This window comes from Burkholderia sp. Ap-955 (genome assembly GCF_011753045.1).
Classification (GTDB): domain Bacteria; phylum Pseudomonadota; class Gammaproteobacteria; order Burkholderiales; family Burkholderiaceae; genus Burkholderia; species Burkholderia lata_D.
On record NZ_VWWH01000005.1, the window covers coordinates 1 to 14841 of the forward strand.

At 66.6% G+C, this 14841-nt stretch carries 15 protein-coding genes; 12 read left to right on the forward strand and 3 right to left on the reverse strand.

Annotated features, from left to right (window positions below):
* From F3J15_RS04335 to F3J15_RS04360, 6 genes are all read left to right on the forward strand, one after another.
* The coding region (locus F3J15_RS04335) for a LysR substrate-binding domain-containing protein (RefSeq protein ID WP_240161504.1) at positions 1-409 on the forward strand (409 nt) is incomplete at its 5' end.
* Between the two features lie 87 nt (positions 410-496).
* A complete protein-coding gene (locus tag F3J15_RS04340; protein ID WP_166888133.1) occupies positions 497-1057 on the forward strand; it encodes a GNAT family N-acetyltransferase in 561 nt (186 codons plus the stop codon).
* Positions 1058-1066: 9 nt separating this feature from the next.
* Positions 1067-1906, forward strand: coding sequence for a MerR family transcriptional regulator (locus tag F3J15_RS04345; protein WP_166888136.1), 840 nt, complete (start codon positions 1067-1069; stop codon positions 1904-1906).
* Between the two features lie 123 nt (positions 1907-2029).
* A complete protein-coding gene (locus F3J15_RS04350) occupies positions 2030-3013 on the forward strand; it encodes a sulfonate ABC transporter substrate-binding protein (RefSeq protein WP_166888139.1) in 984 nt (327 codons plus the stop codon).
* A gap of 414 nt (positions 3014-3427) precedes the next feature.
* The gene (locus F3J15_RS04355) at positions 3428-3631 is read left to right on the forward strand and encodes a cold-shock protein (RefSeq protein ID WP_006485974.1); all 204 of its coding nucleotides are present in this window, start codon (positions 3428-3430) and stop codon (positions 3629-3631) included.
* A 277-nt stretch (positions 3632-3908) separates the two neighbouring features.
* The gene (locus F3J15_RS04360; protein ID WP_069251863.1) at positions 3909-4133 is read left to right on the forward strand and encodes a hypothetical protein; all 225 of its coding nucleotides are present in this window, start codon (positions 3909-3911) and stop codon (positions 4131-4133) included.
* A 316-nt stretch (positions 4134-4449) separates the two neighbouring features.
* Here the strand turns inward: F3J15_RS04360 and F3J15_RS04365 are convergent, their stop codons facing one another.
* Positions 4450-5883, reverse strand: a complete 1434-nt coding sequence (locus F3J15_RS04365) for a CoA transferase (RefSeq protein WP_166888518.1) — start codon at positions 5881-5883, stop codon at positions 4450-4452.
* A 102-nt stretch (positions 5884-5985) separates the two neighbouring features.
* Here F3J15_RS04365 and F3J15_RS04370 point away from each other — a divergent pair, with 102 nt between their 5' ends.
* On the forward strand, positions 5986-7281 hold the full coding sequence (locus F3J15_RS04370) for a citrate synthase family protein (protein WP_166888142.1): 1296 nt from the start codon (positions 5986-5988) through the stop codon (positions 7279-7281).
* 238 nt (positions 7282-7519) lie between these two features.
* Here the strand turns inward: F3J15_RS04370 and speB are convergent, their stop codons facing one another.
* Positions 7520-8488 (reverse strand): agmatinase, encoded by a 969-nt coding sequence (gene speB, locus F3J15_RS04375; RefSeq protein WP_122476213.1) that lies wholly within the window; start codon positions 8486-8488, stop codon positions 7520-7522.
* Positions 8489-8921: 433 nt separating this feature from the next.
* Here speB and F3J15_RS04380 point away from each other — a divergent pair, with 433 nt between their 5' ends.
* From F3J15_RS04380 to F3J15_RS04400, 5 genes are all read left to right on the forward strand, one after another.
* A complete protein-coding gene (locus tag F3J15_RS04380; RefSeq protein WP_166888145.1) occupies positions 8922-9593 on the forward strand; it encodes a lysoplasmalogenase in 672 nt (223 codons plus the stop codon).
* Between the two features lie 246 nt (positions 9594-9839).
* Positions 9840-11429 (forward strand): NAD(P)/FAD-dependent oxidoreductase, encoded by a 1590-nt coding sequence (locus tag F3J15_RS04385; protein WP_166888148.1) that lies wholly within the window; start codon positions 9840-9842, stop codon positions 11427-11429.
* Between the two features lie 21 nt (positions 11430-11450).
* Positions 11451-12386: an SDR family NAD(P)-dependent oxidoreductase gene (locus F3J15_RS04390; RefSeq protein WP_089447928.1), complete on the forward strand. Its 936-nt coding sequence runs from the start codon at positions 11451-11453 to the stop codon at positions 12384-12386.
* A complete protein-coding gene (locus tag F3J15_RS04395; protein WP_166888151.1) occupies positions 12383-13288 on the forward strand; it encodes a metal-dependent hydrolase in 906 nt (301 codons plus the stop codon). The genes F3J15_RS04390 and F3J15_RS04395 overlap by 4 nt, the downstream gene beginning before the upstream one ends.
* A gap of 4 nt (positions 13289-13292) precedes the next feature.
* Positions 13293-14210, forward strand: coding sequence for an alpha/beta fold hydrolase (locus F3J15_RS04400; RefSeq protein WP_166888153.1), 918 nt, complete (start codon positions 13293-13295; stop codon positions 14208-14210).
* Here F3J15_RS04400 and F3J15_RS04405 read toward each other — a convergent pair.
* On the reverse strand, positions 14165-14725 hold the full coding sequence (locus tag F3J15_RS04405) for a putative glycolipid-binding domain-containing protein (protein ID WP_166888155.1): 561 nt from the start codon (positions 14723-14725) through the stop codon (positions 14165-14167). The two genes, F3J15_RS04400 and F3J15_RS04405, sit on opposite strands and share 46 nt — an antisense overlap.
* Between the last annotated feature and the right edge of the window lie 116 nt (positions 14726-14841).

Below are 14841 nucleotides of genomic sequence, written 5' to 3' on the forward strand. Positions count from 1 at the left end.
GCTCGGCACGATGCGCTTCGCACTGTGCGCGTCGCCGGAATGGGCGGACGCACCGCCCGACACCTGGCCGTTCGTCGGCTACGACGACGCGCTCGCGCAAACGCCGCAGCACCAGTGGCTCGCCCGCTTCGCGGCCGGGCGCCGTTTCGCGTTCGTCACCAACGACCTGGCCGCGCAGCATCGCGCGTGCGCGGCCGGCGCCGGCGTCGCGCTGCTGCCGCGGTTTCTCGTCGACGATCCGGCCGCGCATGCCGGCGCGCCGCTCGTCGAACTGACGGCCGCACCGCGTTGCGACATCGAGCGCGAGATCTGGCTCGTGGTCCACCCGGACGTGCGCCGGTCGCCGCGCGTGCAGCGCGTTGCCGATGCGATCGCCGAGGCCGTTCACGCGGCGGACGGACGGCTGTAGGCGACCGCCTTCGCACACGGCTTTGCCATGCGCACGGGCGCCCGGCATAGTAGCGGTTTGCATTCCGAATTCGCCGGACCCGCCGCCATGCCAACCGCCCCCGCCTGCGTCGTTCGAGACGCGACCGACGCCGACCTCGATGCGATCCACGCGATCTATGCGCATCACGTTCACCACAGCGTCGCGTCGTTCGAGGAAACGCCGCCCGACGTCGCCGAACTGCGCGCGCGCCGCGACGCGGTGCTGCGCCACGGGCTGCCATACCTCGTCGCCGAATGCGACGGCCGCGTGGCCGGCTACGCGTACGCGACGCCGTACCGCACGCGCAGTGCGTACCGCTTCACGATCGAGGATTCGATCTACATCGACGATGCACAGCGCGGGCGCGGGATCGGCCGCGCGCTGCTCGCCGCGCTGATCGAACGTTGCGAGGCCGGCCCGTGGCGGCAGATGATCGCGGTGATCGCCGACGGCGGCACCGGCGGCTCGACGTCGCTGCATCGCGCGTTCGGCTTCGAGCCGGCCGGCGTGCTGAAGGCGGCCGGTTTCAAGCACGGCCGCTGGATCGATACGGCGCTGCTGCAACGCCCGCTGGGCGACGGTGCGAGCACGCTCCCCGTGTCGCCCTATCCCGTCACGTCGCGCTAGAATGGCCGCATGTCAAAACAGACTCATTCCACACCCGACGAAGCGACGCCGGACGCCCGCAACGAGTACACGGTCGACGAACTCGCGCGCGTGTCCGACACGACCGTGCGCAACGTCCGTGCGTACCAGGATCGCGGTTTGCTCGCGCCGCCGGAAAAGCGCGGCCGCGTCGGCATCTACGACGACACGCACGTCGCGCGCCTGAAGCTGATCAACCACCTGCTCGCGCGCGGCTACACGCTGTCGAACATCCAGGACCTGATCAAGGCGATCGACGAAGGACACGACCTGCGCTCGATCCTCGGCCTCGAAAACGCGATCGGCGGGCGCTGGTCGCACGAACTGCCGAAGACCTATTCGCTTGCCGCGCTCGCGCAGATGTTCGGCCCGCAGGCCACGACGCAGCTGTCACGCGTGACCGAACTCGGCCTGCTCGAACGGCGCGGCCTGTCGTTCGTCGCCAAGAGCCCCGCGCTGCTCGAAGCGGCGGCCGCGATGACGAAGGAAGGCATTCCGCCGCGCGAGTTGCTCGACGTGATCAGCCTCGCGCGGCCGCATTTCGATGCGATCGCGCGGCTGCTCGTCGATCTCGTCGTGAAGCGGCTCGACCGCTACGACGCGGGCACGCTGCCGCCCGCCACCGACGTGCCCGAACTGGTCGACGCGATCTGGCGCCTGCGCCCGCTCGCGGCCGTGTTCGTCGAAGGCGAGACGAACCGCGCACTGGAAGCCGCGGCGAGCGCCTATCTCGGCGGCCGCGTCGCGACGATCCTCGACAAGAAGCTCAGCGACGAGGCCGCGCGGCAGTCCGGCACGCCTTCACCGGAAAACGGCAGCGACGAAGCATAGGCGCGCCGCCGTCATATTGATATCGGCAATGCTTCGTTTGCGGGCGCGATCGCCCATGCGACGATTCTTCCAACCGAGCGGCACCGCCGCTCGCCCGAAGACGTTTTGCATGGAGTCCGTTCGATGATTCGTTTCACCCGCTGGATCGCCCGCACCGCCGCCGTCACCACGCTCGTCGCTCTGTCCGCCGCATCGGCCCTCGCGCAAGGCGGCGCCGACAAGGTCGTGCGCATCGGCTACCAGAAGGCCGGCCTGCTGTCGGTCATCAAGGCGCAAGGTTCGCTCGAAGCGCGGCTCAAGCCGCTCGGCTATGGCGTGCAGTGGTTCGAATTCCCGGCCGGCCCGCAGCTGCTCGAAGCGCTGAACGCGAACAGCATCGACTTCGGCTATACGGGTGCGCCGCCGCCCGTGTTCGCACAGGCGGCCGGCGTGCACTTCGTCTACGTCGGCGCGGAACCGCCGGCGCCGCACAACGAAGCCGTGGTCGTGAAGGCCGATTCGCCGATCCGTTCGGTCGCCGGCCTGCGCGGCAAGAAGATCGCGCTGCAGAAGGGCTCGAGCGCGAACTACCTGCTGCTCGAAGCGCTGAAGAAGGCCGGCGTGCGCTACGACGAAATCCGCCCCGTGTACCTTGCACCGGCAGACGCGCGCGCCGCATTCGAAAGCGGCAACGTCGATGCATGGGTCGTTTGGGATCCGTACTATGCAGCCGCGCAGAATGCGCTGAAGGTGCGCACGCTGTCCGACTACACGGGCCTCGCGGCGACCAACAACTTCTACGAAGCGACCCGGGACTTCGCGCAGCAGCATCCGGACGTGGTCGGCGCGATCCTGAAGCAGGCGCGCGAGACGGGCCAGTGGGTCAACACGCATCCGGCCGACACGGCCGCGTTGATCGCACCGAAGGTCGGCCTGCCGCAATCGCTCGTCGAGACGTGGATCAAGCGTGTCCCGTTTGGCGCGGTGCCGCTCGACGAAAAGATCGTCGCGGCCCAGCAAGGTGTCGCCGATGCGTTTTATGCGGCGAAGCTGATTCCGCAGAAGCTGAACGTGGCCGACAACACATGGGTCGACAAAAGCGCGCAGCGTGCGCTCGCGGCGGAGTAGCGGAAACGCAGCGCGCATAGCGCCGAAACGGCCGACGGGCATACGACTCGTCGGCCTTTTGGGTTCTTGTCGAATGGTCGGGAAACGCGGGACGAACCGCCGGCGTTCGACCCGAGCACGGGTCTCGCTTTCATGTTTATCGTGGACGCCCCTGCGCGCCATGCCGCGTAGCGTGCGCAGCCAGGCAGGGCCACATCGCTTCATCCGCAAAACGGGCCGCGTCGTGAAACAGTTACAAGTTAACGATTGACGCCACCGCTGCCTAGCGGTTAATGTTGCGGTCGAAGTTCAAGAAGTCCGATTGCTGTTCATCAATTGATCGCTCCTCAGCGGTATTCGTTGTCCACTCCCTCCTTGACGCTTCATGCGCTCTTTTCAGAGCAAATCTTCACATTTTTTTCTCAAGGAATCTTCATGGATACCGGTATCGTCAAGTGGTTCAACGACAGCAAAGGCTTTGGCTTCATCACGCCCGACAACGGCGGCGACGACCTCTTCGCACACTTCTCCGAAATTCGCGCCGACGGCTTCAAGACGCTGGCTGAAAATCAGAAAGTGAGCTTCGAAACGAAGCAAGGCCCGAAGGGTCTGCAAGCGGCCAACATCAAGCCGCTGTAAAGTTTGAAGAACCCGGCCTCCCGTAACGGGCGCCGGGTTGCAGCGACATCCTCGCGGAGCCTGGTCTCCCAAAGTTGGCGCGATTGCTCTTAGCTGCCTCTGTTCATTCAGCAGCTCGCCAAGCGCCACACGCCTCGTTGCACTTCATTCCCCCTCTGGCTGCCAAGCCCTTTTTCGCTTTACGACTGCGTCAGATTCAGCTCGCAATGGCTTTGAATCGGCATACTCGTGCACATTCCGCACGGCACGCGCGCACTCGAACATCATTAAAATTAAAATGCACAACCAACAAATTCATCAATACAACGGCTATGCCGTCCAACCCTCGGCGCATCGTTTGCCCGACGGTAGTTTTTCATCCAACCTGCTGCTTGAACGCGCCGGTAGCCCTCGCACCGAAGGCCGCTACCAGTTCTATTCGCTCGACTACTTCACGAGCGAGGAGCAGGCGTTGCAGCATTCGGCCCGCTGGGCACGCAACTGGGTCGACACGCGCGGTTAAACACAACGCCCGACCCTCGATCGAGCAACACGCAACGCGCCGGCGGTCTACGCCGGCCGACTTGCTTCACTAGCCCGCCCCCCCTCTCCGCCGAACGCGCTCCGTCCGATCAGGCATGCCCAGTCCGGCAATCAGGGCGCGGCGGGCGCACATCGGGAAACACGCCGCCGATCGCTTCGGCCGCGTGTTCCAGCACGTTCGCGCGCTGTCCGATGATGACCACCTGCGCATTGCGCTGAACGCAATGCATCGCCGTGGCCGAGTCGATTCCCGTCCTGCCGCCACTCACCGATACTTGCCGATTCATCGCACCGCCTCATAGATCGTCGTTCGAAGACAACCATTCGGGTTCGTACGCACCCAGTGCGCGCGCCGGATAAAACCATCGGAGCGATGCATCGTCGATCTGCACCGGTGGAAGGAGCCGGGATGCCGGCCCCCACGACGTCGGTTCGACGTGTTCCGCACGATCACGTTCGTCGTCGGCGACCAGTTCGACCACCTCGCTCATCGGCTCCGACCGCAGCTGCAACTCGGCCGCCGTACGCGCCAGCGAAGCGCGCACCTCGGTACCGACGCCCTCTTTCATTCGCGTCGTCAGTCCGCGGATGGCGGCCGTCGCCATCAGGTAGCCCGTCGCATGGTCGATCGCCTGAACGGGCAGGTTCACCGGCTCATCACTGCCCGTCACGCGCATACCCGCCTCGGCGATTCCCGTGCTCATTTGAATGAGGCTGTCGAAGCCGCGCCGGCAACGCCATTCACCACTCCAGCCATAAGCGTCGAGCGACACGTCGATGAGCGCAGGATTCAGCTCGCGCCGATGCGCAGCATCGAGTCCGAGTCGCGCGAGCGCGTCCGACCGGTAACCGTGCACGACGATATCCGCGCTGCGGAGCAACTGCTTGAGCGTATCGAGATCTGCTGCATCCTTCAGGTTCAGCCGCGCACACCGCTTGCCGAGGACGACTTCGGGTACCGTGCCCGGCTCTTCCCAGCCGTACGGATCGATGCGCAGCACGTCGGCGCCCAGGCCCGCCAGCAACCGTGTCGCCACGGGGCCCGCGAGAATGCGCGTCAGGTCGAGCACGCGAATGCCGCGCAACGGCCGGCCTTTCGAAGGCCGCCAGTCATGTGCGACGGCATCGGTCGCGGCATGAACATGCAGCAACGGTTCGACTGCGACCGCCTTGCCCTGCGGATGCCCGGCCCACTCCTGCGCCGAGTACATCGCCGCGGCACACCCGCCGCGCTCGACGATCGCATCTTCGAGCGCACCGGCCTCCCAGCGGTTCACCGCTTGCGCGACCGACTGCGCATCGGCGGCGCAGTCGAGCACCGACAACGCGGCCAGCCGATGATGCGGCGCGTTCGTGTGCAACCGGATCCAGCGATCGCGCGCCCGATAGTTGCCGGCCACCGGATCCCATTGAGGCGGCATCGTCCAGCCCTGCGGACGCAGCGACGTGCCGAACCACAGCGACGCCATGCGCCGGTCGACCCGAACCGCCGGCAACGTCCCGGTCGATACATGCAGCAATTCGGCAACGGCCGTTGCTGCCGCGCCGATCGCCGCCGTGGCCATGTCGGTTACACGAAATGCCGAAACCAGTTCGCCCGACCCGCTGAAGCTGCACGACTCGAGAAGAGCCTGAGACCCACCCGCCGCGCGCCAGAACGCCCGTAGATGACGCGACACCCGATCGTCATCGGCCGCGGCCCGTTCCCTCGACATTTGATCGACACCCATGTTCGCCTCGCATGAATTAGTGAGGCAAAGATCGTCTCGCTCGCATTTGCTGTCAACGTTGATTATCCTGATCAACCTGTCGAACGATTCCCCCTGCGCACGATGTCGAACTACCTGAATTCGACCGAAGCCGCGGCAAGGCTCGGTGTCTCGCGGCAAACCCTCTATGCGTACGTCAGCCGCGGCCTGCTTCGCGCGGAGCCAGGCAGCAGCCACCGTGAAAGCCGCTACCTCGCGGCCGACGTCGACCGGCTCGCGGATCAACGCGCACGCGGCCGCAAGCCGAAGGAAGTGGCGAAGGCCGCGCTGAACTGGGGGTCGCCCGTGCTCGAATCGAGCATCACGTTGATCGATGGCGGCCGGCTTTTCTATCGCGGTGTGGATGCACTCGATCTCGCTGCCCGCGCGAGTCTCGAGGAAGTCGCGGCGCTGCTGTGGCGATGCGACGAGCAGACCGCGTTCGGCCGTCACGTCCCCGCTACGCCGTCGGTACTGCGGACGCTCTTCAGGCACTACGCCGGTCAACGCACCGAGCAAGCGCTGCTGCCGCTCTTCACCGTCGCGAGCGAGGACGCGCCGACGGCGATCTGGCATCACTCTGCCGAGCGTCAGGCGCAGGGCTGCGGCGATCTCGTGCGGATTCTGGCGGCATGCCTGCTGCGCACCCGGATCGATACGGCACCCATCCACGAGCAATGCGCGCGGGCATGGGGCGTCGGGCCGGCGGGCGCCGAACTGATCAGGATGGCGCTCGTGCTGTGCGCGGACCACGAACTGAACGCGTCGAGCTTCACGGGGCGGTGCATCGCGTCGACGAACGCGAGCTTGCGAGCCGTCGTGGTCGGCGGCCTGGCCGGGTTGTCGGGCGAGCGGCACGGCGCCACCACCGCGCGTGGCGAAGCACTGTGGGACGAACTGGGTAATAAGGATGTCGAGCAAAAAATGGGCGCGCGCCTCACCCGGGGTGACGGCTTGCCGGGCTTCGGGCATGCACTCTATCCCGATGGCGACGTGCGCGCGACGTATCTGTTGTCGCGGATCCTGCCGCGCCATCCTCAATGGAAAAGGATGATCGATACCGGGAGCGCGCTCGTCGGCCAGAAGCCCTCGCTGGATCTCGCGCTGGTAGCGTTGCGCCGGCATTTGCGGCTTCCCGTCGGCGCCGCGTTCGGCCTGTTCGCGCTTGGCCGCTCGATCGGCTGGATCGCGCATGGGTTGGAGCAGCGCGAGCAATCCGATCTCATCAGGCCGCGTGCGGTTTATACGGGAACCTGGCCAGATGACGCCGGCGCCGGGGCGGATCACGCCCGATCGCGCGGACGCTCGGGAAAGCAGCAAACAACACAACCTGCAGCGCCGAAAGACGACATGCTTGCGGCTTTCTTCAGGAATAGATAGTTTTTTCGCTTGATGTGATGACGTCGGCGCACATCATCAGGACTACGCCGACGCCTCGTCGGCGTACGTGAGCAGCCATCCGATGACCTGCCACCGATATCGCCAACGGATCCGCAAGCTCGGTCTGGGGAAATCCGGGAAGGCGCTCTACCGGATTCACCGGATGCAATCGGCACCCGGCATCGCTCGGGCCATGCACGCACCGCGCCAGCGGCACGCGCATGCCCGGCATGCCGACTTACTTCAGCGCCCCCGCCACCTTCTTCTGCCGCCACAGACACAGCAGATCACACGCGACATGCGCGGCCGCGATTGCCGTGATGTCCGCGTGGTCGTAAGCGGGTGCGACCTCGACCACATCCGCGCCGACCAGGTTCACCGCGCCAAGCGCACGCACGATCGCGAGCGCCTGTGCGGACGACAGCCCGCCCGCGACCGGCGTGCCGGTGCCAGGCGCGAACGCCGGATCGAGGCAATCGATATCGAACGTCAGGTACGCGGGCCGGGCGCCCACGATATCGACGATCCGCTCGACCGCCGCGCGCGCGCCATGGTCATGCACCCACGCCGCATCGAGCCGCTCAATGCCGAGAAAGTCGTCGTTCCACGTGCGAATCCCCACCTGCACGGACGTCGCCGGATCGATCAGCCCTTCCTTCACGGCCTTGTAGAACATCGTCCCGTGATTGAGGCTGTCCGGATCGTCGTCGGCCCACGTATCGCAGTGCGCATCGAAATGGATCAGCGACAGCGGCTTGCCGTAGCGCTCCGCATGCGCGACCAGCAGCGGATACGTGATGTAGTGGTCGCCGCCGAGCGTCAGCATCTTCGCGCCGGAACCGAGGATCGTGCGCGCATGCTCGATGATCGCGGGCTTGATCGACAGCGGGTTGTGCGCGTCGAACCAGCAATCGCCGTAGTCGACGGCCGCGAGATCGTCGAACGGGTTGAAACCCCACGGATACGGATGAAGCTCCGCGAGCTGCACGCTGGCCGCACGGATCGCGGCCGGGCCGAGCCGCGCACCGGAGCGGTAGGTCGTCGCGAGGTCGAGCGGCACGCCGGAGATCGCGACGTCGACGCCGTCGAGCGCGCGCGAATAGTTGCGGCGCATGAACGACAGCACGCCCGCATAGGTGTTTTCGATCGACGAGCCATACGGCGTCGTGCGACGGATCGCGCCGTCGCCGTGGAGAAGTTCGGTCATGGTCGGACCTGTTTCGTGGGGAGGCCCGCCCGCCCCGCTTCGCATGTGCGCACGGGCCGGGCACGGCTGGGATTCATCGGGCACGCACCGGCTGCGCATCCAGTCGCGCGGCCGGGCGGAACAACGACAACGACACCAACAACCACATCGACAACGGCAATACCGCGGCGATCATAGCAAGCCGAATTGAAGTCGTTGCCCCGGTTCAACCGGGGCAACGTGCGGAGAAATCCGGCGGCCGCGCCCAAGCATCGGAGCCCGGGATCGCCGGATTGCTGCGCCGGCGGGCAATCCTTGGTGCATGGCGATCCCGGTCGCTTCCTAGAAGGATTCGCCGGTTTTCGCACGCCCTTTCTTCCGGATAATGGCCGGCAGCCGCGCCCTCGACCGCGCGCCGTCCACCGCAGACAACAACAAACCGGAGACACCCGCCTTGATCGCCACGCTTCCCGCCACCTACCGCCGGCTCTGGCCGCTCGCCGTCGTCGCCGCGCTGCTGTATGGACTGTCGCTCGCCGCGGCGCCCTATCCCGGCCAGGCCGCCGCGAAAGCCACGATGGGCATCCTGCTGCTCGCGGCGGGCAGCACCTGCGCCGCACCGCGCGAACGCGCGTGGCTGTGCGCGGCGCTCGTCACGGCCGTGCTCGGCGACGTACTGCTCGCGCTGCCCGACTGGCCGCTGTCGTTCGTCCTCGGCCTCGGCGCGTTCCTGCTCACGCACCTGTGCTACTGCGCGATCTTCATGCGCTGGCGCGCGCGGCCGCAAGGCTGGCGCATCGTCGCGCTCGTCGGGCTGTGGATCGCCGCGCCGGCGTTCTACGTGGCGTTCTTCCCGCACCTCGGCGAGTTAATGGCGCCGGTCGCCGTCTACATGCTCGTGCTGTGCGCGATGGCGAGCTTCGCGCTTGCCGCCCGTACACGCGGCCCGCTGGTGGCCATCGGCAGCCTGATCTTCGTCGGCTCCGATACGCTGATCGGCGTCGGCCGCTTCCTCGGCGGCTTTCCGGGCATCGATTACCTGATCTGGGGCCTCTACGCGCTCGCGCAGGTCACGATCGTGGCCGGGGTTTTCCATGAGACGGCCGGTCGATCGATCCGTCCCTGATACCGTTTCAAACAGACCGCCACGCACCGGCGGTTTCGCCAGCGTCTTCTCTCTCCCTGTCGACGGCCCTTTCCGCGTATCCCGCAATGCGGAAACGGGCCCGTTCCAAACTCCGCTCAGCCTTTTCCCGTCTGGCTTCCGGCCCTTAGAGCGCCGCTTCTAGCCTCTTGCGGTTTCCGGGTTCACCCACTATCGTTACATCAAACAATGTAACATTCTAAAATGAGCCAAATCGGAGACACCCGGATGAATGCTCGCACGTTGCCTTTCGGTCCGCCCGGCCACGACGGCCTGGACGAAACCATCGACATCGCCATCATCGGCACCGGCTTCGCCGGCCTCGGGATGGCGATCCGCCTGCGTCAAACAGGTGTGACCGATTTCGTCGTCCTCGAGAAGGCCGCGTCGGTCGGCGGCACGTGGCGCGACAATCATTACCCCGGGTGTGCATGCGACGTGCAATCGCACGTCTATTCGTTCTCGTTCGCACCGAACCCGCGCTGGACGCGCATGTTCGCGCCGCAGCCGGAGATCCGCGCCTATCTGGAAGACTGCGTGCAGCGCTTCGGCGTCGGCCCGCACCTGCGCCTGAACCACGAACTGCAGCGCGCCGAATACGACGAGGCCGCGCAACGCTGGCGCCTCACGTTCGCGAACGGCAAGCGGCTGTCCGCGCGCGTGCTGGTGTCGGGAATGGGCGGCCTGTCGCGGGCCGCGCTGCCGTCGATTCCCGGCGTCGAGCACTTCAAGGGCCGCGCGTTCCACTCGCAGCAGTGGGATCACGACTATGCGCTCGAAGGCAAGCGCGTCGCGGTGATCGGCACCGGCGCGAGCGCGATCCAGTTCGTGCCGCAGATCGCGCCGCGCGTGAAGGAACTCGCGCTGTTCCAGCGCACGCCGCCGTGGATCATGCCGAAGCCCGACCGCAACCTGACCGGTTTCGAGAAATGGCTGTTCCGCACGCTGCCGTTCACGCAGAAAGTCGTGCGCAGCGGCATCTACTGGATGCTCGAATCGCGCGTGCTCGGCTTCGCGATCCATCCGTCGCTGATGAAGAACGTGCAGAAGCTCGCGCTGCGCCACATCCGCAAGCAGATTCCCGATCCAGAGCTGCGCAAGACCGTCACGCCGAACTACACGCTCGGCTGCAAGCGCGTGCTGATCTCGAACGACTACTACCCGGCGCTGTCGCGCAAGAACGTCGACGTGATCACGACCGGCATCGACCACATCGAAGCCGACGCGGTCGTGACGACCGACGGCAAGCGCCATGAAGTCGACTGCCTGATCTACGGCACCGGCTTCCAGGTCGCCGATCCATTTCCGCGCGGCGCGATCGTCGGCCGCGGCGGCCTCGACATCGTCGATGCATGGCGCGACGGCGCACACGCGTATCTCGGCACGACGCTGCCCGGCTATCCGAACTTCTTCATGATCGTCGGCCCGAACACCGGCCTCGGCCACAACTCGATGGTGTTCATGATCGAGTCGCAGATCGAATACATCCTCGGCGCGCTGCAGGCGATGCACCGCGAGCGCGCGGATGCGATCGAGGTACGCCCGCTCGTCGAGGCGCAGTTCAACAGCGACCTGCAGGGCAAGCTCAAGAAGGCGATCTGGTCGACGGGCGGCTGCAAGAGCTGGTACCTCGATCCGCGCACCGGCAAGAACACGACGCTGTGGCCGGGCTTCACGTGGCGCTTCCGCCAGGCGACCGCGCACTTCTCGATCGCCGACTACCACGCGTACCGCGCGCCGCAGCACGACACGGCCGCGCGGCCCGCCGCCGCGCCCGCCGCTTCCGCTTCGACTTCCCCGTCCGCCGAAGCGGCCTGAGCCAGACAAGGAGCAACCGACATGAGAGATTTCGCCAACAAGGTCGCCGCGATCACGGGTGCAGGCTCGGGCATGGGCCGCTCGCTCGCGATCCAGCTCGCGCAGGCCGGCTGCCACGTATCGCTCGCCGACAAGAACGGCGTCGGCCTCGCCGAAACCGAACGGATCGTCCGCGCGATCGCGCCGAACGTGCGCGTGTCGACGCGCGTGCTGGACGTCGGCGACCGCGAAGCAATGTTCGCGTGGGCCGACGACACCGCGAAGGAACACGGCAAGGTCAACCTGATCTTCAACAACGCGGGCGTCGCGCTGTCGAGCACGATCGAAGGCATGGAATACAGCGATCTCGAGTGGATCGTGAACATCAACTTCTGGGGCGTCGTGCACGGCACGAAGGCGTTCCTGCCGCACCTGAAGGCATCGGGCGACGGCCACGTGATCAACACGTCGAGCCTTTTCGGGATCTTCGCGCAACCGGGCATGAGCGGCTACAACGCGACCAAATTCGCGGTGCGCGGCTTCACCGAATCGCTGCGCCAGGAACTCGACATGATGAAGTGCGGCGTGTCGGCGACCTGCGTGCATCCGGGCGGCATCCGCACGAACATCGCGCAGGCCAGCCGCGTCTCGAAGAACATGGTCGGCTTCATGGTCGCGAGCGAGCAACAAGGCCGGGACACCTTCGAGAAGTTTTTCATCACGACCGCCGACGACGCCGCGCGCACGATACTCGCCGGCGTTCGCCGGAACAAGCGCCGGGTGCTGATCGGCCGCGATGCAAAGGCCGGGGACTGGATGGCGCGCGTCCTGCCGTGTGCGTACCAGGCGCTCGTCGTGCTCGCGACGCGCCGCGAGGCCGCGAAGGCCTGCCGCCAGGCCGCACGCGGCACACCGGCGCCCGCGCCGCTGCACGCCACCTATAACAATGCAGGCAACCAGGGAGGTGAACAGTCATGACGACCCCGAACATGATGCCCGTGCGGCGCGACATCCGTTTCGCGCTGCCCCCCGAGCGCGCGCGCGACTGGCACGTGCAGGGCGTACCGGTCACGCACTTCATGAACGCGCTGTCGCTGCTGTTCCCGGCCGGCGAACGCTTCTTCATGGATTCGGTGCGCAACTATCGCGACCAGATCGAGGATCCCGAGCTGAAGAAGCAGGTGCTCGGCTTCATCGGGCAAGAAGCGATGCATACGCGCGAGCACATCGAATACAACGACCTGCTGCAGGCGTCCGGCCTGCCCGCGCACAAGCTCGACAAGCGCCTGTGGACGATCCTCGGCTGGTTCAAGAAGGTGCTGCCGCATTCGATGCAGCTCGCAATCACGATCGCGCTCGAGCACTACACGGCGATCCTCGCGAACCAGTTGCTGTCGGGCCACGAGCACCGCATCGACGGTTCGGTCGAAGGCTACCAGCAGATGTGGATGTGGCACGCGATGGAGGAAACCGAGCACAAGGCGGTGTCGTACGACGTATGGGCCACCGTGATGAAGCCGGGCCTCGGCAGCTACCTGTTGCGCACGGGCACGATGCTGACGACGACCGTGTTCTTCTGGACCATCGTGTTCGACTTCCATGTGCGCCTGATGCGTGCGCACCGTCGCGAGCACGGCAAGTTCGGCGGCATGTGGCGCCTCGTGAAGTACCTGTACAGCCCGAAGCACGGCGTGTTCCCGAGCATCGCGCGCGAATGGCTCGACTACTTCCGCCCGGGCTTCCACCCGTGGGACCACGACAACCACCAGTACCTGCAGGGGCTCGACACGCTGCTCGCGAACATCGACGCGACCAACGCGCGCTATGCGGCGCAGGCCGCCCCGCGCCGCGTGCCGCTGCACCCGGTTCCGCAGGCATGACGTCATGGCGCACGCCCACGAGATGCTGACCGTCCAGTCCGGCGACGTGAAACTCGCCGTCTACGTAAGCGGATCGCGGCGCGCGCCGCCGCTGATTCTCGTGCATGGCTATCCCGACTCGGCGGCCGTGTGGGCACCGATCCGCGCGCGGCTCGCAAAGCGCTACCGCGTGATCGCGTACGACGTGCGCGGCGCCGGCGCATCCGATGCGCCGCGCCGCCGCGCCGACTACACGCTCGAGCGTCTCGCCGGCGACCTGAAGGCGGTGGCCGACGCGACCTGCGGCGGCCGGCCGTTCCACCTGGTCGGCCACGACTGGGGCTCGATCCAGTGCTGGGAGGCCGTGACCGACCCCACGTTCCGCGGCCGCATCGCGTCCTACACGTCGATCTCGGGCCCGTGCCTCGATCACGTGTTCCGCGCGAAGATGCGGCTCAAGCAAAGCCTGAAGTCGTGGTACATCGCGTTCTTCCATCTGCCGCTTGTGCCGTCGCTGGTATGGCGGCTCGGCGGGGCCGCGCTGTGGCCGCGCTGGCTGCAGCTCACCGAACGCGTGCGCGCCGAGCGCGATCCGGTGCAACTGAAGAACGCGCTGAACGGGATGCAGATGTACCGTGCCAACTTTCTCGCGCGGGCGCGCAAGCCGCGTGAACGGTACGCGCAGGCGCCGGTGCAGATCCTCGTTCCGGTGCGGGACCGCTACGTGACGCCCGACATGTCGGTCGGCCTCGACCGCTGGCTCGGCGACCACGTGCGCGAGGAAATCGACGGCACGCACTGGATCGTGTTGCGCCACCCGGACATGATCGCGTCGCGAATCGACCGCTTCGCGTCCGCGCAGGAGCGGCTGGCGCTCGCCCCGGCCGCGGCCCGGGGTCAGCGCACCGCCGGCGCCGGCAGGCGTCTGAACAGCGTCTCGTAATCGACGACGAGCCCGTCGTCGTCGATGTCCATCTCGGCCGTGAAATCGCGGAAGATGCCTTCGTAGCGGTAGCGCCGGCCCGGCTCGATGCACGCGTAGGCCTGCTTGACCGGCGTGACCTTCAGGTCCGGTGTCGAGATGTACGCGACGTCGATCGGCCGCCGCTCGCCCCGCGCGAGCCCGAGGCGGCCGATCGGCAGCGAATTCGTGAACGGCGTCGCGGCGATGTCGATGTCGATGCAACCGTCGAGCTCAGGCAGTGCGCGGCCTGAACCGTCGTGCCAGTGGCCGGCGCCGTCGCCCCGCAATTCGAGCGTGCCGCCGCCCATCACCTTGAGCACTGCATAGGTCACGCGCCAGTGCGCGTCGCACTCGACGCGATACGCGAGCCCGTATGCACGGCCGTACCGCTGGCCGACCACCGCGCTTTCGACGACGATCCCGCCGTCGCTCCGGTCGAACGTCAGATGTTCGACCCCGTCGCCTTCGAGCGACGCCCAACGCACTTCGCGCATCTCTCCGTCTCCCGGTATGCCCGATGCGAGGCATCGTCGCACAAATCGCTCGACGAAAGTGCTGGCCACCGCGAGGATTCGAGTCCCGAACGGGCAACCCCGCCGAACGTGCCGAC

Excerpts from the sequence above, each read along its gene's own strand:
- F3J15_RS04400 (WP_166888153.1), top strand. The coding sequence starts at position 13,293 with ATGGCGCACGCCCACGAGATGCTGACCGTCCAGTCCGGCGACGTGAAA.
- F3J15_RS04350 (WP_166888139.1), top strand. The coding sequence starts at position 2,030 with ATGATTCGTTTCACCCGCTGGATCGCCCGCACCGCCGCCGTCACCACG.
- F3J15_RS04370 (WP_166888142.1), top strand. The coding sequence starts at position 5,986 with ATGTCGAACTACCTGAATTCGACCGAAGCCGCGGCAAGGCTCGGTGTC.
- F3J15_RS04405 (WP_166888155.1), bottom strand. The coding sequence starts at position 14,725 with ATGCGCGAAGTGCGTTGGGCGTCGCTCGAAGGCGACGGGGTCGAACAT.
- F3J15_RS04365 (WP_166888518.1), bottom strand. The coding sequence starts at position 5,883 with ATGGGTGTCGATCAAATGTCGAGGGAACGGGCCGCGGCCGATGACGAT.
- F3J15_RS04390 (WP_089447928.1), top strand. The coding sequence starts at position 11,451 with ATGAGAGATTTCGCCAACAAGGTCGCCGCGATCACGGGTGCAGGCTCG.
- F3J15_RS04360 (WP_069251863.1), top strand. The coding sequence starts at position 3,909 with ATGCACAACCAACAAATTCATCAATACAACGGCTATGCCGTCCAACCC.
- speB (WP_122476213.1), bottom strand. The coding sequence starts at position 8,488 with ATGACCGAACTTCTCCACGGCGACGGCGCGATCCGTCGCACGACGCCG.
- F3J15_RS04355 (WP_006485974.1), top strand. The coding sequence starts at position 3,428 with ATGGATACCGGTATCGTCAAGTGGTTCAACGACAGCAAAGGCTTTGGC.
- F3J15_RS04345 (WP_166888136.1), top strand. The coding sequence starts at position 1,067 with ATGTCAAAACAGACTCATTCCACACCCGACGAAGCGACGCCGGACGCC.
- F3J15_RS04395 (WP_166888151.1), top strand. The coding sequence starts at position 12,383 with ATGACGACCCCGAACATGATGCCCGTGCGGCGCGACATCCGTTTCGCG.
- F3J15_RS04340 (WP_166888133.1), top strand. The coding sequence starts at position 497 with ATGCCAACCGCCCCCGCCTGCGTCGTTCGAGACGCGACCGACGCCGAC.
- F3J15_RS04385 (WP_166888148.1), top strand. The coding sequence starts at position 9,840 with ATGAATGCTCGCACGTTGCCTTTCGGTCCGCCCGGCCACGACGGCCTG.